General features: G+C 73.2%; 18 protein-coding genes. 12 read left to right on the forward strand and 6 right to left on the reverse strand.

Translation table 11 applies throughout. The features are described from left to right. Nucleotides 1–71 precede the first annotated feature (71 nt). Together OUQ99_RS04035 and OUQ99_RS04040 are read left to right on the forward strand one after the other, a co-directional pair. On the forward strand, nucleotides 72–1,322 hold the full coding sequence (locus OUQ99_RS04035) for a PQQ-binding-like beta-propeller repeat protein (protein WP_267948077.1): 1,251 nt from the start codon (nucleotides 72–74) through the stop codon (nucleotides 1,320–1,322). 88 nt (nucleotides 1,323–1,410) lie between these two features. Beyond that, complete coding sequence (locus OUQ99_RS04040; protein WP_267948078.1) at nucleotides 1,411–2,697, forward strand: PQQ-binding-like beta-propeller repeat protein; 1,287 nt, start codon at nucleotides 1,411–1,413, stop codon at nucleotides 2,695–2,697. A 63-nt stretch (nucleotides 2,698–2,760) separates the two neighbouring features. Here OUQ99_RS04040 and OUQ99_RS04045 read toward each other — a convergent pair whose 3' ends face one another. From OUQ99_RS04045 to OUQ99_RS04055, 3 genes are all read right to left on the reverse strand, one after another. Continuing rightward, nucleotides 2,761–3,666, reverse strand: coding sequence for a 5'-methylthioadenosine/S-adenosylhomocysteine nucleosidase (locus tag OUQ99_RS04045; RefSeq protein WP_267948079.1), 906 nt, complete (start codon nucleotides 3,664–3,666; stop codon nucleotides 2,761–2,763). A gap of 140 nt (nucleotides 3,667–3,806) precedes the next feature. Beyond that, nucleotides 3,807–5,735: a hypothetical protein gene (locus OUQ99_RS04050; protein ID WP_267948080.1), complete on the reverse strand. Its 1,929-nt coding sequence runs from the start codon at nucleotides 5,733–5,735 to the stop codon at nucleotides 3,807–3,809. Between the two features lie 104 nt (nucleotides 5,736–5,839). Continuing rightward, the gene (locus OUQ99_RS04055) at nucleotides 5,840–6,622 is read right to left on the reverse strand and encodes a hypothetical protein (protein ID WP_267948081.1); all 783 of its coding nucleotides are present in this window, start codon (nucleotides 6,620–6,622) and stop codon (nucleotides 5,840–5,842) included. 116 nt (nucleotides 6,623–6,738) lie between these two features. Here OUQ99_RS04055 and OUQ99_RS04060 point away from each other — a divergent pair, with 116 nt between their 5' ends. From OUQ99_RS04060 to OUQ99_RS04070, 3 genes are all read left to right on the forward strand, one after another. Beyond that, nucleotides 6,739–7,491, forward strand: a complete 753-nt coding sequence (locus tag OUQ99_RS04060) for an NUDIX hydrolase (protein ID WP_267948082.1) — start codon at nucleotides 6,739–6,741, stop codon at nucleotides 7,489–7,491. A 149-nt stretch (nucleotides 7,492–7,640) separates the two neighbouring features. Beyond that, on the forward strand, nucleotides 7,641–8,609 hold the full coding sequence (locus OUQ99_RS04065) for a zinc-binding dehydrogenase (protein ID WP_267948083.1): 969 nt from the start codon (nucleotides 7,641–7,643) through the stop codon (nucleotides 8,607–8,609). Nucleotides 8,610–8,844: 235 nt separating this feature from the next. Then, a complete protein-coding gene (locus OUQ99_RS04070) occupies nucleotides 8,845–9,258 on the forward strand; it encodes a VOC family protein (RefSeq protein WP_431061478.1) in 414 nt (137 codons plus the stop codon). 237 nt (nucleotides 9,259–9,495) lie between these two features. Here the strand turns inward: OUQ99_RS04070 and OUQ99_RS04075 are convergent, their stop codons facing one another. Together OUQ99_RS04075 and OUQ99_RS04080 are read right to left on the reverse strand one after the other, a co-directional pair. Further along, nucleotides 9,496–11,700 (reverse strand): hypothetical protein, encoded by a 2,205-nt coding sequence (locus OUQ99_RS04075; protein ID WP_267948085.1) that lies wholly within the window; start codon nucleotides 11,698–11,700, stop codon nucleotides 9,496–9,498. A 382-nt stretch (nucleotides 11,701–12,082) separates the two neighbouring features. Next, nucleotides 12,083–13,357 carry a class I SAM-dependent methyltransferase gene (locus tag OUQ99_RS04080; protein WP_267948086.1) on the reverse strand — a complete coding sequence of 425 codons (1,275 nt, stop codon included), beginning with the start codon at nucleotides 13,355–13,357 and terminating at the stop codon, nucleotides 12,083–12,085. A gap of 294 nt (nucleotides 13,358–13,651) precedes the next feature. Between OUQ99_RS04080 and groES the strand changes: the two genes are divergently transcribed. The 6 genes from groES to OUQ99_RS04110 all read left to right on the forward strand — a co-directional run bounded on the left by groES (nucleotide 13,652) and on the right by OUQ99_RS04110 (nucleotide 21,121). Then, nucleotides 13,652–13,963 (forward strand): co-chaperone GroES, encoded by a 312-nt coding sequence (gene groES, locus OUQ99_RS04085; protein ID WP_267948087.1) that lies wholly within the window; start codon nucleotides 13,652–13,654, stop codon nucleotides 13,961–13,963. A gap of 114 nt (nucleotides 13,964–14,077) precedes the next feature. After that, on the forward strand, nucleotides 14,078–15,685 hold the full coding sequence (gene groL / locus OUQ99_RS04090; protein ID WP_267948088.1) for a chaperonin GroEL: 1,608 nt from the start codon (nucleotides 14,078–14,080) through the stop codon (nucleotides 15,683–15,685). A 207-nt stretch (nucleotides 15,686–15,892) separates the two neighbouring features. Continuing rightward, nucleotides 15,893–16,534 (forward strand): sigma-70 family RNA polymerase sigma factor, encoded by a 642-nt coding sequence (locus OUQ99_RS04095; RefSeq protein ID WP_378553997.1) that lies wholly within the window; start codon nucleotides 15,893–15,895, stop codon nucleotides 16,532–16,534. A gap of 450 nt (nucleotides 16,535–16,984) precedes the next feature. Next, nucleotides 16,985–18,475, forward strand: coding sequence for an IMP dehydrogenase (gene guaB, locus OUQ99_RS04100; RefSeq protein WP_267948089.1), 1,491 nt, complete (start codon nucleotides 16,985–16,987; stop codon nucleotides 18,473–18,475). A gap of 364 nt (nucleotides 18,476–18,839) precedes the next feature. Then, complete coding sequence (locus OUQ99_RS04105; protein WP_267950243.1) at nucleotides 18,840–19,946, forward strand: GuaB3 family IMP dehydrogenase-related protein; 1,107 nt, start codon at nucleotides 18,840–18,842, stop codon at nucleotides 19,944–19,946. A gap of 296 nt (nucleotides 19,947–20,242) precedes the next feature. After that, nucleotides 20,243–21,121, forward strand: coding sequence for a lytic transglycosylase domain-containing protein (locus OUQ99_RS04110; protein WP_267948090.1), 879 nt, complete (start codon nucleotides 20,243–20,245; stop codon nucleotides 21,119–21,121). Nucleotides 21,122–21,227: 106 nt separating this feature from the next. Here OUQ99_RS04110 and OUQ99_RS04115 read toward each other — a convergent pair whose 3' ends face one another. Continuing rightward, nucleotides 21,228–21,860, reverse strand: a complete 633-nt coding sequence (locus tag OUQ99_RS04115; RefSeq protein ID WP_267948091.1) for a MarR family winged helix-turn-helix transcriptional regulator — start codon at nucleotides 21,858–21,860, stop codon at nucleotides 21,228–21,230. A gap of 106 nt (nucleotides 21,861–21,966) precedes the next feature. Between OUQ99_RS04115 and OUQ99_RS04120 the strand changes: the two genes are divergently transcribed. Continuing rightward, nucleotides 21,967–23,403: an MFS transporter gene (locus tag OUQ99_RS04120; RefSeq protein ID WP_267948092.1), complete on the forward strand. Its 1,437-nt coding sequence runs from the start codon at nucleotides 21,967–21,969 to the stop codon at nucleotides 23,401–23,403. Nucleotides 23,404–23,471: the final 68 nt, after the last annotated feature.

The following is a 23,471-nucleotide window of genomic DNA, read 5'->3' on the forward strand; positions in this document are numbered from 1 at the left end:
GATCGGTGTCCCGTGGTGTGAATACGGTTTCCTCAGGCAGGAGGCCCTTTTTCGCCTCAGCCGCTGGTCCTGTGCTGATCTCCTTTTCTCTGCTCACCTGCTCCTGCTCCTTCCCCGGTGAAGCGGGCGGCGCGGAGGAGGTCTCAGAACCCTCGGCCGTCGCGTCGGTGAGCGGAATCGGCTGGGAGTGGGAGACCCCGTCCGAGCGAGAGATCCTGGCCGTCGAACCCGTTGCCATGGGGGCAGCGGTGTTCATGGACACGGGCGTCGCGGTTCTCCACGGTGGTACCGGCGAGGAGGTCTGGAGCTACCTTGTGCCCGAGCAGGAGGCATTCGCCGCCGGTCTCACCGTGGACGGCGCTTCTCTTCTCGTGGCCAGGGGGCCGAGTTCCGACGAACCGCCTGAAGAGACGTTGATGCTCGACGCGGACAGCGGCGACTCCACAGGTGAGTTCCGGGTCCGTGAAGGGTTCGCGCCTTGGGACTTGTGGTCGGCGAGTGAGGCCGAGCGAGTACACCGGCCTCCGGGTGTGGTGGAGGAGTACCGACCTCTCTCGGTCATCGATGTCGCCAGTGGAGATCAACGATGGGAGCAGGAGGCCCCCCTCACATGTGAGGCCGATCCCGGGCTTGCGTCCCAGCAGCCGGACTCCCTCATCCACGACTCGCTGCTGCTCGTCCTCGTCGTATGCAGCCCTGAGCGGTTCGAGGACCCGCTGGAAGTGACTACGGCGGTGGTCGCCCTGGACCTCGCTGACGGACAAGAAGTGTGGCGAAAGGAATTCACCCACGAATCGGTCGGCACCTTCCCCAGTGCCTCGATCGAGGTGGAGGGGAATGCACTGCTTCTCGAGGGCAGAGACCTACCGGAGGCACACGTGATCAACGTCCCGGACGGGGAGATCCTTGCCAGCACTCAGCGAACCGTGGTGGGAATGTTCGGTGGTGAAATCTTGGCCTGGGATGGAAACTTCGCGGCCGGCGATCGCTATGACCTGCTCGGGATGGACCTGGAGACGGTGGAGTCCGTCGAGCTTTCCGAGCGTTCGGGCGGGTCGCTGCTGAGCGAGGAGGACGTCCTCCCTCTCGGTGACGGCCTGGTGAGCGTGGAGGGTCTGGAGGAGGACGGCGCCGCCTCCGGGCTGGCTCTGGGTTTCACGCCGTGGGGCGGTGCTGAGACCGAGGTGCTCGACCCCGGTTTCCCGATCGAGGCCGGCGACTACTTCGACAGGTTCACGGGGCAGGTGGTCGAGGTTCCCGGCGCGGTGGTGCTGGTGGACGGAAGGTCCCCGGACCCTACGCAGTTGGTCGCCTACCAGTGAGGGCTCCCGTTCCCGGCCGTGCCGGGGCCAGGCGCCCGGGGACCGGCCCTGCACCTGTGACATGAGAACTCCGAAAGGACACCCCTCCGTGAGATACGGGGCAGCCGTCGCCGTGGTGACCACTTTTCTCCTCACGTCCTGCGGTGCGGGCGGCTCAGCAGGGTCGGGCGGCGCGGAGGAGATACGGGACCTCGACCGTCCGGGCTCCGTCAGCGGTGTGGCGTGGACGTGGGAGGCGCCCGAGGGCGTCGCCGACCTCGCCGGCGTCCACGCGGTTCCCGGCGGAGTCGCCGCCCTCGTGGACGACGGGGTGATCGGGCTTTCCGGGGAGAACGGCGGAGTCATGTGGGAGCACCGGGTGCCTGGAAGCGAGGTGTTCGGTGCGGTGGCGGGCCAGGGGCGGTACTTCGTGCTCCAGGTCCTGGACCCCGACGACACGGAGGCGCCGCCGAGGATGCTCGTCGTCGACCTCTCCACGGGTGAGTCCGTCCACGACTACGAACTTCGGGACGGGGACAGCGCGTCCGGTCCGGTCAGGGGAGGTCTGGCCGGCGTCACCGGTGAGCACTGGATCACGGTGGAGGGCGACGAGGACCTGGTCGCCCATGAGCTGGGCAGCGACGAGCCCGCATGGTCCGTCCCGGGCGTCGCCGGGTGCGACGACGTCGGCAGCGTCGACCGGACCGCCGCGACGGACGACGTCCTGGTGGCTGCCTTCACGTGCTACGAGCAGCCCGAGGGCGAGGACCCGGTCGAGATGACCGAGGGGCAGGAGTTCGTGTCGGGTTTCGCGGGTTTCGATCCGGCGACGGGGGACGAGCTGTGGCGCACGGAGGCGCCGGCGGGGATGTTCCCCGGAGACGCCCACGAGCGCGACCTCACCGTGCACGAGAGCGGGATCGTCACCGCCTACTACCCCTATGAGCAGGTCGGACAGGTCGTCGACGCCGCCACGGGTGACGTCGAGGCACTGGAAGGGGGAGAAGTCCTCTGGGCCAGTGAGGACGGCTCTCTCCTGGGGATGTGGGACGGGCGTACGCGCGGCTACCGGATCCAGGAGATCGGCGCGGACGTGAGGGAGAGCCTGGGGGACGAGCAGGCCGGCGCGGGCGCGGCGATCGTCAACGCGCTCCAGGGGGACGTCGAGACGGTCGGGCTGGAGGGCGGTGTACTCCACATGGGCGACCTCTTCGAAGGCGGGGCGGGGGAGACGGAACTGGCCGCCTTCGAGGGCTTCGAGGAGACCGTTCCGGTCATGTTCTCGTGGGACGCGGAAGCCTCGATGGAGGTGGACCAGACCGTCGTCGTGCCGGGAGCCGTCGCCGTCTCCTACATCGACCACTCCGGGAGCAGCGGGGTCATGGGCCTGCAGTAGGACCGATCGGCCCGGAACCGCCGGGCGCGGGGCGTACACCCCGCACCCGGCGGCGGGAGGGGCCTACCCCTCGGATCGGAAGAGGTCGAGGAACGCGGCGGCGAAGGCCGCCGCGTGGGCGGCGGCGACGGGCTGCCACCGGGTGTCGGAGTCCTCGTCCTTGCCGCTGAGCAGGTCGGAGACACCCCGGATCACCAGGGAGTCGGTGCCCGAGGACAGGTAGGCGCTGCGGAGGAAGCCGTAGCCCTCCATCTCCACCGCGACCGCGTCCCCGCAGTGCTCGCGCAGCCGTTCGGCGGTGAGCGCGTCCCGGTCCGCGACGACCTTGTTCCCCGAGGCCACCGGCTTGACGAAGGCCCGGGGCGGCTGCGGGAGGCGGTCCGTCAGCACCCGCTCCGGCCACTCCTGCCGGAACACCACGTCCATGGCCCGCTGCACGGCGGCGTGGGACGGGGCCGCCGTCTTCGCCCTCGAACGGAAGTCCTCCGCGTCCTCCTTGCCCGTCTCGTAGTCGTAGATCGCGTCGGCCACCACCACGTCGCCGAGCCGCACGTCCTTGACGCCGCCGGCCACACCGACGAACAGGACGACCTCGGGCGCGAAGGCCGTGCGCGCCCTCTCCAGCGACACACCCGCGTCGACGTTGCCCGGCCCGACCTGGGCCAGGGCGACCCGGCGCGTCCGCCGCTCCCCGCCGAGCGTGCCGATCCGGTAGAGGGTGCCGCTCTCGCCGTGCTCCTCGAACGGGCCGGTCAGGTGCGCCGCCACCGCCGCGTACTCGCTCGCGATGGCGGTGATCACCACCGCGTCCGCGAGCGTGCCGCGCCGGGCGTGCCGACCGGCGGACGGCGCCACCGACGGTTCGGGGGCGGCGGGTCCCTTGTTGACGGTGGTGCTGCCGGGGCCGAAGTTCATCCCGTCGGCGTTCTGCGTCCCGAACACCTGGTTGCCGTGGTTCGTGCCGTCCATGTCCTGCCTCCACACCTTCGTCCGTTGCCATGCCCTGTGCATGCGTCCGGGCCGCCGGGCCGCCGGACGGGCCGCGAGCCCGTGCCGCCGGGACCGCGACCGGGCCCTGCCCGGGGGCGACCGTGCGCGGCCCCGAGCGCCTACTTCCGGCCGGAGCCGTCCCCGCCGGACCCGGAGCCGGCCCCCTGGCCGGTGGCGGGCACCGTGCTCCGGCCGCTCCCGCTCCCCGTTCCGGTTCCCTTGTCGACGGTGGTGCTGCCGGGACCGAAGTTCATCCCGTCGGCGTTCTGCGTCCCGAACACCTGGTTGCCGTAGTTGTTGTTGACGTTGTTGATGATGCGGCGCACCTGTTCCGTGTCGTAGCCCGCCTCCCGCAGCACGTCCCGGACGCAGATGAGCACCTTCTCCGGGACGGCGCGGGTGACGCGCTCGACGTCGTGGGCCTGGAACAGCTGCCTCAGGTCGGGTGCGGCGGACCGGTGCCGGACGCCCATCGTGGGGGAGTAGTCGAAGAACTCCCGGTTCGCCCGGGCCCAGGAGTACAGCCTCCTGTTCTCCAGGGCGGCGCTCCGGGACCTGACCGCGGCCACGGCCTCCGCCGGGTTCACCCTGAGGTCCTCCAGGACCCCGGTGAACGCCGCCCACAACAGCTGCGCGACCTCTGCGGGGTCGGAGCCGACCGGCAGGGGGCCCTCGGGGACCTGGTGGGCGGGGGAGACCGGAGGCATGACCAGCGTCTCGCCCTCGATGTTGAGCAGCCCGCCCTGGGTGGTCAGCCGGACGAAGAAGGTCACCACCACCTGGCTCTCCCACATGCTGACGCCGATCTCCACGAAGTGGCGGGCGCGCTCGTGGAAGGCGTCGATGAAGCCGGCCACCCACTCCTCCCGCAGCCGCCACCTCTGCTGGTCGATCAGTACCGGGGCCAACCGGGTGATGTCGTCCTGGCGCCGACCCGGCAGGAACACGCAGTCGGCCACCTCGACCTCGCGGCGGGTGCTCGTTCCCATGCCCTCGGTACCTGTGAGCCGGGGAACCTCTGTGCGCAGCCGGTCGTAGAGGCGTTCGATCAGCGCCGAACCCGCCACGGCCGCGCCTGCGTCCTCCGCTCCCGGAGCGTTCCCCGGCTCGGCCTCCGCGTCCGCGCCGGCGGACACGTCCTCCGCGGACGCGTGCGCGCCCCCCGCGCCCCCGGCGCCGTGCTCCGCCGCCTCCGCCCCGCCCCGGTCGGGGAAGAGCTTGAGCGTCAGGGGCCAGGAGGCGTAGGGCTCGCCCACGCCGACGAAGGGGGTGCGGTCGTTGTAGAAGGCCACCGGCACGGTGCCCACACCGCTGTCCCTCCGCGGGTGCTCCGCCCGCATGCGGATGGCGTGGAGGGCGGCGTTGGTCCTCCGCCGGACCCAGAACCCGGTGCCGACGGTGGCGCCGAGAAGGATCAGCAGCGCCGCCCAGAGGGGGAGGACGTCGCCGAGCCCGCCCGGTTCGGAGATCTCCGTCGGGCCTGAGCCGTACGAGTCCAGCCCCAGGAGGAACGCCGACTCGCTCAGGAGGAGGACCGGCAGGACGACGGCCACCAGAAGGACCGCGGTCACCGCGGCGGCCAGGAGGATCAGGCACCCCCCGCGTCGCCGCGAGGCGTCCTCGCCCTCACGGCGGCGGCGCGCCGCGGCGGCCAGGGCCCCGACCAGGACGAGGGCGGTGAGCGAGGCCAGGACGTTGAAGAGGGAGAGGACGGCGACGGCGCCCAGGAACAGCGCCCCCGCGGTGGCCCGGACACGGCGGGCCCTCCGGCACTCCTCGGCGACGCGCACCGCGTCCAGGCCCGGCTCCCGTGGCACGGCGCGGTAGGGGTTCTCCACCCGCTCGCGCAGGACGTCGGCACGGAAGGCCGGGTCCTGCCAGGCCGCGGAGCTCAGGCGGGCGGTGGAGTCGTACTCGGGGGCGCCCGCCGCGTGCTCGACGCTCCACACGGCGGGGGCCGCGGCGAAGGGGGCGGCCGGGGCCGCTGTCGCAGGAGGGGGGACGCGGTCGGCGGGCCGCCTGCTCTGCTCGGGGATGTGCTCGGTCACGGGGGCTCCTTCTGATCCCGGACGCCGGTCACCGGTGTCCGGTCTCGGACGGATGGGGGCGTGAGAAGGGCCGGGCGGGGGCTGCGGGTCTCTCCGGGGGCTCCCTACAGGTCGGGTGTCGTGGCGGGGGCGCCGCCGGGGACCCTGGCGGACTCCCACGCGGTGTCGAAGATCCGCAGCGCGAAGTCGTACAGGGCCCCGGACCGGTGGGCGACCACGCAGGGGGAGTGCCGCCCGTGCGCGTCGCCCTGGTACAGCGTGAGGAAGACGAGGTTGTCGGTGGCGATGACACGGTAGAGGTTCGGGAGGTCGTAGAAGCGGATTTCCGTGTTCTTCCGGTCCCGGGTGGCCTCGGACAGGTAGTGGAAGTTGGCCAGCACCTGCTCGGTGAGCAGGCCGCGGCCGAAACCGGGGTCGAGGGAGATGAGCTCCTCCTCCCTCCGCTCCAGCCAGGAACCCCCGCCCCCGGGGGCGCGGCCCGGGGCGGACCCGGCCCGGCTCCCGGCCGGGAGCCCCGCCGGACCCTCCCCCTCCGCCTCCGGGGAGGCGGTGGGGGAGGACCGGTCGGAGCCCGGGTCGGGCAGGAGCACCCGGACGAAGTCCGGCGGCCGTCCTCCGCCGTTCCACAGCGGCGCGAAGCCGTCCCGGGTGAGTTCGTTCCCCCGCCCGACCATGACGCGGAGCCAGCGCGCCCGGCTGATCTCGCCGGACAGCTCGGCCCTCGCGTCGTCCTGGTGCCGGTGGACCCGCAGCACTCCGAGCCCGCTCAGGCGGGCGACCGCTGCCAGGAGCCACCAGCGCAGACGTCGGGACAGCAGGCCCCCGAGCCCGACGGTGACGGCCGTGGCGGCCAGCGAACTGGTGACCCCGAGCATGAATTCCGTCAACGTGGGCTCCTCGTGGGGGTTCCGGACCGGCCCGACTCGGCAGGAGACTTTCTAGTCACCCTGACCATAATGGGTGATCTGTTTCAGGTCAAGGGGACCTTTAGTAGATTGGCCGGATGACGCACAGCGCTCCACCAGCGGTTCCCCGGTTCCCCGTCTCGGTGACGGTCGACCTCGTCATCTTCACGGTCCGGGACGACGCCCTCCACGTGCTCCTCGTCGAGCGGGGCAAGGAGCCCTTCCTCGGCGGCAGCGCCCTTCCCGGCGGCTACGTCCGCCCCGACGAGGGGCTGGACGAGGCCGCGCTGCGCGAACTGCGGGAGGAGACCGGTCTGGACGGCGGACGGCTCCACCTGGAGCAGCTGCGGTCCTACGGAGACCCCGGCCGCGATCCGAGGGGGCGCGTCATCACCGTCGCCTACCTGGCGCTGGGACCGGACCTCCCCGCTCCCGTGGCGGGGACCGACGCCGCCCGCGCCTTCTGGGCACCGGTGGGGGAGGCCCTGCGCGCGGACTCCGGCCTCTCCTTCGACCACGGGGCGATCCTGGCCGACGCGGTCGAGCGGGCCCGCTCCAAGCTGGAGTACACCACGGTGGCCACGAGCTTCTGCCGGGAGCCCTTCACGGTCAGCGACCTGCGGCACGTCTACGAGGTGATCTGGGGGATCGCGCTGGACCCCAGCAACTTCCGCCGCAAGGTCACGAGGACGGCGGGCTTCCTCGAACCCACCGGGGAGCGCCGGACCTCGGAGACCGGCCGCCCGGCCGCCCTGTACCGGTTCGGCGGGGCCGCCGTGATGTCCCCGCCGCTCCTGCGCTCCGGTGACATCGCCGGCCGGGGCGCCGGGGGCGGTTCCGGCCGCGGGTGAGGCGGACGGCGCGTCGTGCGACACCCGCGGCCGGGGGAGCGGCGCCCGGCGCCCCCGGAGCGGGCGGGGCGGGGCCCGGGCCCCGACGCGCCGGGGTCCGCCCGGGCCCGGGGTGGAACGGGAAACGGACACCGTGGTTGGCTACGGACATGTTCGCTATCACCGCAGCACGCATCTCACCCGAGGACCCGCTCTCCGGCCTGGAGGCGGGTGAACGCCCCGACCCCGAACCCCGCGAGGGGTGGACCGTGGTCGACGTCAGGGCCGCCGCCCTCAACCACCACGACCTGTGGAGCCTGCGGGGCACGGCGCTCAGCGAGAAGCACCTGCCGATGGTCCTGGGCACCGACGCGGCCGGCACCGACGAGGACGGCAACGAGGTCATCGTGCACGGCGTCGTCGGCGACCCCGCGGCGGGCGGCGGCGACGAGACCCTCGACCCGCGCCGGTCGCTGTTCTCGGAGGTCTACGACGGCTGTCTCGCGGAGAAGATCGCCGTCCCGAGGCGCAACCTGGTGCCCAAGCCGCCGGAGCTGAGCTTCGAGGAGGCCGCCTGCCTGCCCACCGCGTGGCTCACCGCCTACAGCATGCTCTTCGGCAAGGCCGACCTCCGGCCCGGTTCCGCGGTGCTCGTGCAGGGCGCGGGCGGCGGGGTGTCGGCGGCCCTCATCCGGCTGGCGTCCCACGTGGGGCACCGCGTCTACGCCACCAGCAGGAGCGGGGCCAAGAGGGAGCGGGCGCTCGCCCTGGGCGCCCACGCGGCGCTGCCCACGGGCGAGCGGCTGCCGGAGAGGGTCGACGCCGTCTTCGACTCGGTCGGCAAGGCCACCTGGGGCCACTCCCTGCGCTCCCTCAAGCCGGGCGGCGCGGTCATCACCTGCGGCGCCACCAGCGGCGACGCCCCCTCCGCCGAACTCAACCGCGTGTTCTTCCTCCAGCTGCGGGTCATCGGCTCCACCATGGGGACCCGGGAGGAACTGGACGCCCTGGCGCGGATGTGCGCCCGCACCGGCGTGCGCCCCGAGATCGACCGGGTGCTGCCCCTGGACCGGGCCCGGGAGGGGTTCCGGGCGATGCTCGACGGGGACCACTTCGGCAAGATCGTCTTCACGGTCTGACCCGCGTCCGCCGGCTCCGCCCGGGGCGGCGCGTGCCGTGGCCGTCCCGGGGGCCGCGCCCCCGGAGTCCCGGCCGGCGGGACCCTCCGCCGGACGGACCGCCCGACCGGTCCCGGGTCCCGGCGAGGGGTTGCGGAGTCGAGGACAGAGGATGACCGCCTCTTCTCGTAGCTTCGTCCCGGAGACGCCGGGCGGGGTCCGGCCGAGGACACGGAGGCACACCATGCTGCGCGGAATGAGCACCATCAGCCTGTGGGCGGACGACGTCACCGAGGCCGTCGACTGGTACACGGAGGTCCTGGGCGTCGAACCGTACTTCGAGCGCCCGGGGCAGGGGCTGCCGCCCGCCTACGTCGAGTTCCGGATCGGCGACCACCAGCACGAACTGGGCATCGTCGACCGCAGGTACGCCCCGGCCCCCGCGAGGCCGGGCCCGGGCGGAGCGGTGGTGTTCTGGCACGTGGACGACGTGGAGGGAGCCGTCGGGCGCCTGCTCGGACTGGGCGCGACCGAGTACGAGCCGATCACGGAACGGGGCCCGGGTTTCGTCACCGCGTCGGTGGTCGACCCGTTCGGCAACGTGCTGGGGGTCATGTACAACTCCCACTACCTGGAGATGCTCGACGCGCGCCGAACCCCGGGCCCGTGACGGACGGGGCACGGTGCGCCCCGCGGCACCCGCACGCCCCGCGGCGCCCGCGCCCCGGGAGGCGGGGGAGCCGATCCACCGCACGCCCCGCGGCGCCCGCACGCCCCGCGGCGCCCGCACGCCCCGCGGCGCCCGCGCGCCCCGGGAACGCCGGAGGGCCGGGACGCCCGCGGCGTCCCGGCCCTCCCGGGGGCGGTCAGGGGGCGGACGGCGCGTCCGCCGCCCCCGTCCCGCCCGCTACTCGTCGTCCTCGTCCTCGTCGCGGCGGCGCTTCTTCTTGCCGTCCCTGCCCGGGCGCAGCAGCGCCTCGGCCAGGGCGAGCACCGTCTCCTCCAGGGAGGAGAACCGCTTGGTGATGTCGTCGTGCGAGTTCTCGACCGCCTCGGTGACGGTCTCCTCCAGCTCGTGGCGGTCCGGACGCTGCTTGAGCTCGCGCAGCACCGGGGCCACCGCCGAGGTGACGTGCTCGTCGATCTCGTCCAGCTTGCCGGAGTGGTCCAGCTGCGGACGGTCCACCAGGTCGGTCAGGCGGCGGTGCAGCTCGCTGACCTCCATGGTCTGCGGAAGCTGGTTGAGCCGCTGGTTGAGCGCCTCCAGCCGGTCGTCGATGGCCTCCATGCGGCCGTCCACGCCCTCGAAGTGCCCGCTGACGCCCTCGAACTGGCCCTCGACGCCGTTGATCCGGCCGTCCACGCCGTCCAGGCGGCCGTTGACACCGTCCATCCGGCCGTCGATGCGGTCGATCTTGCCCTCGACGGACTCGAAGCTTCCCTCGAAGTGCCCCTCGAAGGTGTCGAAGCGGTCGGTGAGGCGGCCCAGCTCGTGGTCCACCTTGCCGGTGATCTGCGAGAGGTGGTTGTCGACCTTGCCGGTCAGCGCCTCGCGCTGCCGCTCCAGGCGCTCGTCCAGCGCGCCGCGGTGGGCCTCGACCTGTTCGGTGAGTGCCTCGGCCAGCGTCCGGTGCCGCTCCTCGGACTCCGTGGAGAGCCTGTCGCCGGACTCCCGGACGGACTCGCGCAGCTCCGCGAAGCCCGCGGTGACCCGCTCGGAGTCCTCGGAGATCCGGGCGCCCAGGGCGTCGGTGCGCTCGGCCAGGGCCTCGCGCAGCCGCTCCGACGTGGACTCGGCGTGCTCCCGGGTCTCGGTACGGCCCAGCTCCATCTCCTCGCCGAGCTCGGCCAGGCGCTGGCGCAGGTGGGTGCGCAGCTCGGTGAGCGACGACTCGTGGTTCTCCCGCAGCTTGGCGAGCGATCCCGTGACGTCGGCGACGGCGGCGGTCGCCTCGGCGTGGTTCTCCTCGGCCTGCGTGCTGAGGTAGCCGACGCTCTCCGCGACCTTGGCGGCCAGGGCCTCGTGCTTGCCGGTGAGGGCCTCGTGGCGCTCGCCGGACGCGGCCGCCAGGGCGGTGAGCTCCCCGGCCAGGGCGGTGGTGCGCTCGCCCAGCTCGCCGGTGTTCTCCTGGAGGCGGGCCAGCAGGGCCTCGTGCTGCTGCGCGGTGCGCTCCTCCAGGGCGGTGCGCAGCTCGGCCGTGCGCTCCCCGCCCTCGGTGCGGAGCTCGGCGGCCCGCTCCTCGACGGAGGCCCGGAGGTCGCCGGCGCGCTCCTCCACGAGGGTCCGCAGCTCGCCGGAGGCCTCTTCGACCTTGGCGGTGACGGTCTCGCCCAGGGCGGCGCCCGCGGCGGTGAGGGCCTCGCGGCTCTCGGCGACGACGCCCGCCAGGCTCTCGCGCCCGGCCTCGACGGCGCCGGTGATCTCGGTCCGCCCGGCGGCCAGCGCCTCGGCCAGCTCGGTGCGCCCCTCGGCGAGGGAGTCGGAGAGCTCGGTGCGGCTCTCGGCCAGAGCGGTGACGACGGCCCCGTGCCGCTCGCCGGAGACCTCGGAGAGGGCGGACAGCGACGCCTCGACGGCGTCGGCCTTGGCGGTGAGCGCGGCGAGGGCGGTGTCGAGGGAGTCCAGGCGGGCGCCCACGGTCTCGCTCAGCCCGTTCAGGCGCTCACCGAGCTCGGTGACCTGGTCGGCCGTCCGGTCGCCGGTCTCGGCCATCCGCTGGAGGCGGGTGAGCACGGTGTCCAGGTGTCCGGCGATGCGCTGGGTGTCGGCCCGCAGGGAGGGCATGTCCGACAGCGGCTTGACCTGCTGGCCGACGACCTCGATGTGCTCGGCGAGGGTCTCGGCCCATTCCGGCGGGCGGGCGAGGAAGTCGTCGATGCGCCCGTTGACCGTGGTGACGGACTCGGCGAGGGAGGTGAGCTCGCGCTCGCGCAGTTCGCGGAGCAGCCACTCCATCCCCTCGAGGCGCTGGCGCATCTCCTCGCTGACGGCGCCCTGCGACTTCTGCTCGGAGACGTGCTCCTGGGCGGCCTGGGAGAGCAGGTCACGCATCCGGTCGGAGACACCGGACTGGCCTCCCCCGTTGAGGAAGTTGTGATTGGTCTGTTCCACCGAGGTGCTCCTTTGGTTCTGGCGCTCCCGTACCCGTACGGGGGAGTGGACGGTTCCGGACGGGTCGGGTTCTCGATGGTCCCCGGGCGGGCGGCGCTCCCGCGATGGTTACCGCCCCATCGTGACTGGAGTGTGACTGTCCGTATATATACGGCGCAAGGCCCGAGATCCGACCGCATCGCGGGGCGGGCCGCTCACACGAGTCTTCCGGGTGAATCCATGAGAAGGGAAGGACTGCAGCGGTCGTCAGTTTAACGACCTGGGTCCCTTCGCCCCCAGGGGACGGCGGAAGATCTGGGTGAGAGAGGTAACGATCTGGGGTCCGCGCCCCCGCCGCCGGGCGTGCCGGGGGCCCGGGCGCCGACGGGCCGCCGACGGGGGGTCACCCCGGGGAGGGGGTCCCGACCTCGCGGCACAGCAGGCAGAAGGGCCGGTCGCCGATCCTGGTGAGGACCACGGTCACCGACTCGGGGCCCGACGCCCGCAGATCACGGCGCAGCTTCTCCGTGTCCACGGCCGATCCGCGTTTCTTGATCGTTACCGTCCCGGCGTCCAGCGCCCGCACCGCAGACCTCAGGCGCTTCAGGGAGAACGGCAGCATCTCCACCACCTCCAGCACCCGCCACAGCGGCGACACGGCCGCCGTGTCCGCGGTGAAGTAGGCGATCCGCTCGTCCAGCAGCGCGCCGTCCACCCGCGCCGCCGCCTCCGCCACCAGGTGCGACCGCACCACGGCCGGGTCCGGGTCGTACAGGTAGCGCCGGGCCGGGGCCACGGGCGCCGGGCCCGCCCCGGGGTCGGCGTCCAGGTGCGCGGCCGCCCCCTCCCGGGCCAGCAGGCCCTCGCGCTCGTGCAGGACCGTGGCGCGCCGCCGGGCCCCCGCGCCCTCCGCCAGGGCGCCGAACCACAGGGCCGTCTCCTTGAGCTCCCCGTCCACCGAGATCCACTCGGCGGAGGCGTCCTCGGGCAGTGCCTCGTGCGGGATGCCCGGAGCCGCCTTCAGGCAGGCGGCCTCCGCGGCCCCGGCCAGCCCCGTCGCCACGTCCCACGGGGGGGAGTAGGCGGCCGGGTCGAACACCCGGCCGCGCCCGCCGCGCCTGGCCGGGTCGCAGAACAGCAGCGGGTAGCGGCCGACCGCCGACGCGCCGGCCTCGCCCTCGCGGACCCGCGCCAGGTCCGACAGCCCGAGGGCCCCGATGTTGGCGCGGGCGACCGCCACCGTCAGCGGGTCGGAGTCCACGCCCTCCACGGGGACGCCGCGCCCGGCCAGCGCCAGCAGGTCCGCGCCGATCCCGCAGCACAGGTCGCCCGCGGAGCCGCCCGCCGGCACCGCACCCGCGACCGCGGCGGTCCGCCCCGCCCGGTACTCGGCCACGACGCGCCGGGTGGACTGCTCCAGGCCGTTCGGGGTGAAGAACATCCGCCCCGCCGCGTCGCCGAACTTGGCCCGGCCGCGCTCGCGGAGGGAGACCTGGGTCAGGAGCGCGTTGACCAGCTCCGAGACGGGTAGATCAGGGTCCAGGGCCGCCACGCGCGGGTCGGACCGCAGCAGGGACGCCGTGCCGAGCTGGTCCCGGACCGCGCTCCCCGGATCGACGCCCTCCAGCACCTCCCGGCCCGCGTCGGAGAGCAGCGCCTCGAAGGCGGGCACGCGCATGGGGTTCACCTCGGACGTCGAAGGGCGGTCTGTGTCGGCGGACCCGGACGCCCCGCGCGTCGTGGGGGCCGCCGCGGCGCGGGCAGGATGCCCGGCTCCTCACGGAAGTCCCCGACCGGGGGTCACGGTCGCATTTCCATTCTGGCACTCTCAGGGGTAGAGTGCTAATCGCGACGACGCCGGTCTGGCACCCGCGACGACAGGCCGCCTCTGTCGCCCCTTTTTCGCAGTCGGTCCGCGTGCCAGCGCGGACCGGAGCCAGTACACCGAAACTTTGAAGGGGGAGGTCACACCGTGTCGACCGCCACCAAGACCGTGCTGAAGCCGCTCGAGGACCGCGTCGTGGTCAGGACGCTGGAGGCCGAGCAGACCACCGCTTCCGGTCTGGTCATCCCGGACACCGCCAAGGAGAAGCCCCAGGAGGGCGAGATCCTCGCCGTGGGCCCCGGCCGTTGGGACGACGAGGGCGACAAGCGCATCCCGCTGGACGTGAAGGTCGGCGACGTCGTCCTCTACAGCAAGTACGGCGGCACCGAGGTCAAGTACGACGGCCAGGAGTACCTGGTCCTCTCCGCCCGCGACCTGCTCGCGGTCGTCGAGAAGTAGGTCTCGACGGGGCCCGGTCCACCGGGCTCGGAGCCAGGCATCCCGCACCGGTCGGCATAACGCCGGGCGGGGCGGGATGCTCGTTTTATACGAGCCTCAAGAGGAAGCACCCACATGCCGAAGATCCTGGAGTTCGAGGACGACGCCCGCCGCGCCCTCGAGCGGGGCGTCGACCGCCTCGCCAACGCCGTCAAGGTGACGCTCGGCCCGCGCGGCCGCAACGTCGTCATCGACAAGAAGTTCGGCGCCCCCACCATCACGAACGACGGCGTGACCGTCGCCCGTGAGATCGAGCTGGACGACCCGTACGAGAACCTGGGCGCCCAGCTGGTCAAGGAGGTCGCCACCAAGACCAACGACGCCGCCGGTGACGGCACCACCACCGCGACCGTCCTGGCCCAGGCCCTGGTCCGCGAGGGTCTGCGCAGCGTCACCTCCGGCGCCTCCCCGCTCGCCCTCAAGAGGGGCATCGACGCCGCGGCCGCCCGCGTCTCCGAGATCCTCCTGGAGCGCGCCCGCCCCGTCGAGGAGCGCGAGGACATCGCCTACGTGGCGACCAACTCCGCCCAGGACGCCCAGATCGGCGACCTGATCGCCGAGGCGTTCGACAAGGTCGGCAAGGACGGCGTCATCACGGTGGAGGAGGCCCCCACCTTCGGGATGGACCTCGACTTCACCGAGGGGCTCCAGTTCGACAAGGGCTACGTCTCGCCCTACTTCGTCACCGACGGCGACCGTCAGGAGGCGGTGCTGGAGGACGCCCTCATCCTCATCAACCAGGGGAAGATCAGCAGCCTCAACGAGCTGCTGCCCCTGCTGGAGAAGGTCGTCCAGAGCAAGAAGCCGCTCCTGATCATCGCCGAGGACATCGACGGCGACGCGCTGGGCGCCCTGGTGCTCAACAAGATCCGGGGCACGCTCAACGTCGCCGCCGTCAAGGCGCCCGGCTTCGGCGAGCGCCGCAAGGCCATGCTCCAGGACATCGCCGTCCTCACCGGCGGCCAGGTCATCGCCGAGGAGGTCGGCCTGACCCTGGAGAACGCCGAACTCGACGCGCTGGGCAGCGCCCGCCGCACCGTCATCACGAAGGACGCGACGACCATCGTCGACGGTGCCGGCGAGCAGTCCGAGATCGACGACCGCGTGCGCCAGATCCGCAAGGAGATCGAGGCGAGCGACTCCGACTGGGACCGCGAGAAGCTCCAGGAGCGCCTGGCCAAGCTCGCGGGCGGCGTGTCCGTCCTGCGCGTCGGCGCCGCCACCGAGGTGGAGCTCAAGGAGAAGAAGCACCGCCTGGAGGACGCCATCTCGGCGACCCGCGCGGCCATCGAGGAGGGCATCGTCGCCGGCGGCGGGGCCTCCCTGGTGCACGCGGCGTCCGCCCTGGACGACCTCGGGCTGACCGGCGACGAGGCCACCGGTGTGGCGATCGTGCGCCGCGCCCTGGTCGAGCCCGCCCGGTGGATCGCGGAGAACGCGGGCGCCGAGGGCTACGTCGTGACCCACCGGATCTCCGAGCTGGAGGTCGGTCACGGTTACAACGCGGCCAAGGGCACCTACGGCGACCTGACCGCCCAGGGCATCCTCGACCCGGTCAAGGTCTCCCGCTCCGCCGTCCAGAACGCCGCGTCCATCGCGGGCATGCTCCTGACCACCGAGGTCCTGGTGGCGGACAAGCCCGAGGAGGAGGCGGACGACCACGGCCACGGCCACGGTCACTGACCCCACGCCCCGGACCCGGTGACGGGTCGGGTGTGAATCCGGCCCGGGGGCGGGACACGTCGGTGTCCCGCCCCCGCGCACTACCACGGGAGCCCCTCTTTTCCCTCTGGAGTGTGTGGCGTTTTCGGACGTTTTTCCCAAAACGTGACCATTCCGTAGTTGGCGATTGGAGCGGTTGGGTCCCGCAGTGGGGGCATCATTCCTAACGTGACGGATGCAGGCGCCCGGGGGGGCGCTACCGCGCAGCGGCCAGGGACACACGGGCAGGCGGACTCCGCCGCCCGCGACACAGGGTTGAACCATCTGGGCTCGCTCGCCGTCCGGGGGGACGACGGGGCCATGGACTCGCTGTTGCGCGCGGTCCGGCCCATGGTGGTCAGGTACTGCCACGCACGCCTCGCCCGGGTCTCGGGCCTGGCCCACTACTCCGACGACGTGGCGCAGGAAGTCTGCATCGCGCTGCTCTCGGCCGTACCGCGCTACCAGGACCGGGGCCGCCCCTTCGCGGCCTTCGTGTTCGGCATCGCCGCCCACAAGGTCGCCGACACCCTGCGCGTCGCGGGCAGGGTGGAGACGGTGCCCACCGACGCGGTGCCCGAGCAGCCGGACGACGACCCGGGACCGGAGGAGTCGGCGGTGCGGGTGATCGAGGCCCAGCGCGCCAGGGAGCTCCTGGACGAGCTGCCGGAACAGCAGCGCAAGCTCCTGGTCATGAGGGTGATCGCAGGACTGACAGCGGATGAGACGGGACATGTACTGGGAATGTCGGCGGGCGCGGTACGGGTCGCCCAGCACCGAGCTATCGCTCGGCTTCGGCAGGTGGCCGTGGCGAACCGCCTCCTCCCCTGAACACGGCGGACGCCCCCGTCCCGGGCGCCGCTTGTGCCCCGACCGCCCGCGGGTCCACGGCCGCTGCCGCTACCCCGGCCAGGCCGGACGCCGCAGTTCCGGCTGGCACTGAGCGCGTCGCACCGCGCGCCGGCCCCGCCCTCCGCCGGGTGGCCGCCCGTGACCCCCGGCCCCTCCGGCGACCGGCCGCCCGTGGACGCTCCGGTCCCGTGGCGCACGGCCCCTCCGACCCTCCCGAGGGAAGCCCGGGGCGCCGACCGGTGTTGTCCGGAGGCAGGGGCGGGCAGGTCCGTCCGAGCACGGCCCCCAAACCGTGATACCGCTCACTTTCGGGTCGGGGTGACGGGTCAAACACCTCATTCCACCGGGGCCGCACAGGGCGACGACCTAGGATGAGACGACACGCGGGGGCGAACCGCGCAGGTGTGCCGGGATAGCGGAGGTTGTGTCATGGGCCAGGAGTACAGCGACTACGGGGACAAACTGCTGCCGCCGGGGTTGACCTACGACGACGTGCTCCTCGTACCGGCCTACTCCGACCTCCAGCCGGGCGAGGTGGACACCACCACCCGCCTGTCCCGCAACATCACCCTGAGCATCCCCCTGCTGTCCGCGGCGATGGACACCGTCACCGAGGCCCGGATGGCCGTGGCCATGGCGCGCCAGGGCGGCGCCGGCGTCCTGCACCGCAACCTCTCCGCCGAGGACCAGGCCAGCCAGATCGACCTGGTCAAGCGCTCCGAGGCCGGGATGGTCACCGACCCCGTCACCTGCAAGCCGGAGGACGACCTCGCCGAGGTCGAGCGCCTGTGCGCCCACTACCGGATCTCCGGCGTCCCCGTCACCGACGCCGGCGGCTCCCTCGTCGGCATCGTCACCAACAGGGACATGCGCTTCGAGAGCGACCGCGCCCGGCTGGTCCGCGACGTCATGACCACCGAGAACCTGGTCACCGCCCCCGTCGGCGTGAGCCGCGAGCAGGCCTTCGAGCTGCTCCGCAGGCACAAGGTCGAGAAGCTGCCCCTGGTCGACGCGCAGAACCGCCTGCGCGGCCTGATCACCGTCAAGGACTTCATCAAGAGCGAGCAGTTCCCCGACGCCACCAAGGACGCCGACGGGCGCCTGGTCGTCGGCGGCGCCGTCGGCGTCGGACCCGAGGCCGAGGAGCGGGCCAAGCTGCTCGTCGAGGCCGGGGTCGACTTCGTCGTCGTGGACACCGCGCACGGCCACTCCGCCGGGCTCGCCGACATGATCGCCAAGCTCAAGGCCAACTCCCGCGCCGACATCGTCGCGGGCAACGTGGCCACGCGGGCCGGCGCCCAGCTGCTCGTCGACGCCGGGGCCGACGCCGTCAAGGTCGGCGTGGGCCCGGGCTCCATCTGCACCACCCGCGTCGTCGCCGGCGTCGGCGCGCCGCAGCTCACCGCCATCCTGGAGGCCTCCAGGGCCTGTGGTCCGGCGGGCGTCCCGCTCATCGCGGACGGCGGGCTCCAGTACTCCGGCGAGATCGCCAAGGCCATCGCCGCGGGCGCCAGCACGGTCATGCTCGGCAGCCTGCTCGCGGGTGTCGAGGAGAGCCCGGGAGAGCTGATCTTCATCAACGGCAAGCAGTTCAAGGCCTACCGGGGCATGGGCTCGCTCGGCGCCATGCGGGGCCGCTCCTTCTCCAAGGACCGCTACGCCCAGGCCGACGTCGCCTCCGAGGACAAGCTGGTCCCCGAGGGCATCGAGGGCCAGGTGCCCTTCCGCGGCCCGCTCCAGGCGGTCGCCCACCAGCTGGTCGGGGGCCTCCACCAGTCCATGTGGTACGCGGGGACCCGTACCGTGCCCGAGCTCCGCGAGCGCGGCCAGCTGATGCGGATCACCAGCGCCGGACTGCGGGAGAGCCACCCGCACGACATCAAGATGACCGTCGAGGCGCCCAACTACAACGCGCGCTGACCCGTCCCGCGCGCCGGTCCGCCGGCGCGTCGGCGGTGCGGGCCGTCCGGGAGACCCCTCCCGGGCGGCCCTTCCCCTTCTCCCCCCTTCCGCTCCCCGCCCCCGGCGGCCCCGCGGCGGCTCCGACGCCCGGATGTCCGAGGAACCCGTGACCGTCGGGGACCCGGTCGCCCACGGGGACGGGTGCGACCGCCGGGGCCTGCCCGGCCGGTGGGGCGGCGACCCGGTCGGCCGCGCTGCGCGAGTCCAGGCGGAGCGGGGCAAACCCGGTCCAACTTTTGGGCGGATAGACTCTCGGCGGCAGGAAAGACGCCGGTAGACGAGCCGGTGCCGCACGTCAGAGGGGATCGAAACGTTGGCGCAGGTGGAGATCGGGCTGGGCAAGAACGGGCGCCGGGCCTATGAGCTCGACGAGATCGGGATCGTGCCTGCCCGACGCACGAGGGACCCGGAGGAGGTGTCGATCGCCTGGCAGATCGACGCCTACCGGTTCGAGACGCCGCTGGTGGTCAGCCCCATGGACAGCGTCGCCTCCCCCAAGACGGTCGTGGCCGTCGGGGAGCAGGGCGGTCTGGGCGTGCTCGACCTGGAGGGCCTCTGGACCCGCTACGAGGACCCGGAACCGCTGCTCCAGGAGATCCGCGAGCTCGACGACGTCGCGGCCACCAGGCGGCTCCAGGAGATCTACGCCGCTCCCATCCAGGAGGAGCTGATCGGCCGCCGGATCGAGGAGATCCGCGACGCCGGCCTGGTCACCGCGGCACGGCTGTCGCCGCAGCGCACCGCCCAGTACCACAAGGCCGTCGTCGACGCCGGCGTGGACATCTTCGTGATCCGCGGCACCACGGTGTCCGCCGAGCACGTGTCCGGACGCGCCGAGCCGCTCAACCTCAAGCAGTTCATCTACGACCTGGACGTCCCGGTCGTGGTGGGCGGCTGTGCCACCTACACCGCGGCCCTGCACCTGATGCGGACCGGCGCGGCCGGCGTGCTGGTGGGCTTCGGCGGCGGTTCCGGGCACACCACGCGGTCCGTGCTCGGCGTGGCCGTGCCGATGGCGAGCGCCATCGGCGACGTGGCCGCCGCGCGCCGCGACTACCTGGACGAGTCCGGGGGCCGCTACGTGCACGTCATCGCGGACGGCGGCATGACCGGCAGCGGTGACATCGCCAAGGCCCTGGCCTGCGGCGCCGACGCCGTCATGGTGGGTTCGCCGCTGGCGCGGGCCACGGAGGCCCCCGGCGGCGGCTACCACTGGGGCAGCGAGGCCCACCACGAGGAGCTGCCGCGCGGCGAGCGGGTCAGGGTGGGCACCATCGGCGACCTCAAGTCGATCCTGCACGGCCCGGCCGACACCAGCGACGGTTCCATGAACCTCATGGGCGCCCTGCGCCGCACGATGGCCACCTCCGGCTACACGGACCTCAAGGAGTTCCAGCGGGTCGAGGTCGTCGTCAACCCGCACCGCTAGGCGTACGCGTCCCGAGCGGGTCGAGGGGGCCGTGCCGTCCGGCACGGCCCCCTCGCGTCGCGGCCCCCCGCGGCCGCGCGTCCGGACAGGCCCGGGACCCGGGGCCGGACAGGCCCGCCGCACGGCCCCGCGGGCGGCCCGGTGGCCGGGCCGGCGCCGCCCGGGGGCCGGTCCCACGTCCCTGAACTGGGCGAACAAGGGCGGGGGTGGGATCGATGAGCACCGACTGTCCCTGGTCGCGTACTTTGGTGACGCGTGATGTGCAGTTGACCTTTTCTTGACGAGCGGGGAGCCAGATGGGCAGGCGACGGGCCACCGGTACCGGGAGGCGTCGAAGTCGTGGTCCGGTGATCGTCGTCTGTGTGACGCTCTCACTGTGCCTGTTGGTGACAGGGGGCGTGTTCTACCTGGTGGGACGGGTTTCCGACGCCCTCAACGAGTGGTCCCCGCCCGCCGGGCAGACCGCCGAACCCCAGGCCGGCACCATCGAGACGCCGCCGCACGACCAGCTCACGGGGCCGCCGGACCGCTCCGAGCTGACGGCGGCCGCGGCGGATCCGGATGCCTCCGGGGAGCCGGGCGCCGACGAGCGGCACACGCCGGAGCCGACCGCCCCGCGCGCCGAGGGCGCCTGGGTGGAGCGGGTGGCCGAGGCGACGACCATCCCGAGCCGGGCCCTGGAGGGGTACGCGAGCGCGCAGCTGGTGATGGCCGAGGACCAGCCGTCCTGCCAGCTGTCCTGGCCCACCCTGGCCGGGATCGGCATGGTGGAGTCGATCCACGGCACCTACGCCGGGGGCGAGCTCGGACCGGACGGCACCACGACCGTGGACATCATCGGCATCCCGCTCGACGGCACCAACAACACCCGCGCGATCCCCGACACCGACGGCGGCCGGTACGACGGCGACACCGAGTGGGACCGGGCGATCGGCCCGATGCAGTTCATCCCGACGACGTGGGGGCGCTGGGGCGCCTCGCTGGAGGGCGGCGACCCCGACCCGCACAACATCGACGACGCGGCGCTGGCCGCCGCCCGGTACCTGTGCGCGGAGGGCCGCGACCTGACCGACGCGGCCGACTGGGAGGCCGCGATCCTGGAGTACAACCGGTCCAGGGAGTACGTCAACGACGTCCTCGCCTACGCGCACGCCTACGCCGACGCGTCCGCCTGAGCGGTTCCGTCCACAGGCCCCGGCGGGGGCCTCCCGCGGCGCGGTTCCGCGTGGTTCCCTGGAATCGGGGGGTCCCCGGACCCGCTCCGCGCAGCCGTGCCCGCACTCACCCGCGCGCCCCGGCCCCCTCCGGTGTGCCGGGCCCCGCGGCCCCGCCTGCAGTGCCGGTCCCGGACGCCCCGCCGTGCCCCGCCCCGCCGCCGGTCCCGGCCCTGCCCGCGCCCTCCCGCGCGAGCGCGTCGCTCTCCTCCCGGGTGGGGACGCCCTCCCGGGCGAGCGCGCTCTCGGGGGCGAGCCGCGCGAGCAGCGTCCGGCTGATGTCGAGCAGCTGGTCGCGCTGCTCGGCGCTGAGCACGTCGAACAGGTTCTCCCGCATGCTGACCACATGCCTCGCGCCGGCGTCCCGCAGGACCCCGCGGGCCTTGTCGGTGAGGACGGCGAACCAGCTGCGGCGGTCCTCCTCGCAGTGCACGCGGTCCACGAGGCCCGCCTCGGCCAGCTTCCGCACCGCGTGCGAGATCCGGCTGGCCCTGGTGTGGGTCAACTCGGCCAGATCGCTCATCCGCAGTGACCCGTGCTCGTTCCTCGAGAGCAGGACGAGCAGCTCGTAGTAGGTCAGGGGGAGGTCGACCTCCTGCTGGACGTCGCGCTCCACGCGCTGGTCCAGCAGCCGGAAGGCCAGTGTGGCGGCGTCCCAGGTCCGCTCCTCGGACGCGCTGATCCCGCAGTGTTCGCTCATGAGCAAATGCTACCAGTCTGGAATGTTGCGTACTGAAGCATTCTGGTTTAGTCTCGTGCTGAACAATTTAGCGCTGAAGTAAATCCCTCCCAGAGAGCCGGGTCCCATGAACCCCACCGAATCCGCAGCCCCCACCGGTGCCGACCCCGGACCCTCACCGCGGTCCGGGCCGGAGGCCCCCGGTCGGTCCCGCAGGGCCGTCCTCGCGCTTGCCGTCCTCGCCCTGGCCCACTTCACCATCTCGGTCGACTTCAACATCGTCTACATCGCGCTGCCGCAGATCGGCGACGCCCTCGGCTTCTCCGCGGCCTCGCTCCAGTGGGTGGTCACCGCCTTCTCCCTCGGCTACGGCGGCTTCCTGCTCCTCGGCGGCCGTGCCGCCGACCGGCTCGGAGCCCGCCGCATGCTCGTGTCCGGCGCCGCCCTCATGGGTGCGGCCTCCGTCGCCGGGGCCCTCGCCCAGGACCCCGCCGTCCTCGTCGCCTCCCGCGCGCTCCAGGGACTCGGCGCCGCCGCGCTGTTCCCCGCCACGCTCGCCGTGCTCACCGCGGCCTTCCCCGCGGGGCCCGCCCGTATCCGCGCCATGGCGGTGTGGGGGACCGCCGGAGCCTTCGGCGCGCTGGCGGGCGGCGCCGTCGGCGGCATCCTCACCAGCGCGTTCGGTTGGCCCGCGGTGTTCTGGGCCCTGGTCCCCGCCACCCTCGCCGTCGTGCTCGCGGCTCCCGTCGTGCTGCCTGCCGACGTGCGCCGCCCCGGACGGGCGAGCTTCGACCTCCCCGGCGCGGCGATGGTCACCGCCGGGTCCCTCCTGCTGGTCCTCGGGATCTCCCTGGGGCAGAGCGTCGGATGGGCCTCCTGGCAGAGCGCCGGCGCCCTCCTCCTCGGCGCGCTGACCCTGGTCGGCCTGCTCCTGTTCGAGCGCCGTGCCGCGGACCCGCTGCTGCCGGTCCGGCTGCTCACCAACCGGTCGCTGCTGGTCACCATGGCCCTGGTCTTCGTGCTCATGGGCTCGGTGAACACGCTGCACTACGTGTACACCACCCACGTCCAGGTCACCCTCGGCCTCAGCCCGCTCGCGGCCGGTCTCGGCTTCCTGCCGCAGGGCCTGGCCGCCATGCTCGGCTCGGCCCTGCTCCTGCCCCCGCTGCTCGCCCGGTGGGGCGTGCGCAGCGCGCTGTTCGCCGGTGTGGCGGGTTCGGGCCTCACCGCCGTCCTCTTCGCCGTGGCCGTCGCCGCCGACTCCTACTGGGCCATGCTGCCCGCCGTCGTCATGCTCGGCGTGACGGCCGGGACCACCTACCCCGTGCTGTTCGCGGCGGCCGGGGCGGGAGTCTCCGACGACGAGCAGGGCGTCGCCTCGGCGATGGTGTCCACCACCCAGCAGATCGGCGCGGCGGTGGGGCTGGCGTCGCTGGTCGCCGTCGCCGACGCCGCCGCGGGTCCCGCCTCCTCCGGGCTCGGCGCCGCCGCGGTCGCCGGAGGGCTGGCGACCCTGGCCGCGGCTTTTCTCGCCCTGGCGCTGCGCAGGACTCCGGCTGCCTGACCTGGGCGGACCGTGTCGCCGGTGGGGCGGGCCGGTCGAAGACACGCCGGTCCGACGGCGGGCGCACG

The sequence above is a fragment of the Streptomonospora nanhaiensis genome, from assembly GCF_026642255.1.
GTDB classification, from domain to species: Bacteria; Actinomycetota; Actinomycetes; order Streptosporangiales; family Streptosporangiaceae; genus Nocardiopsis; species Nocardiopsis tropica.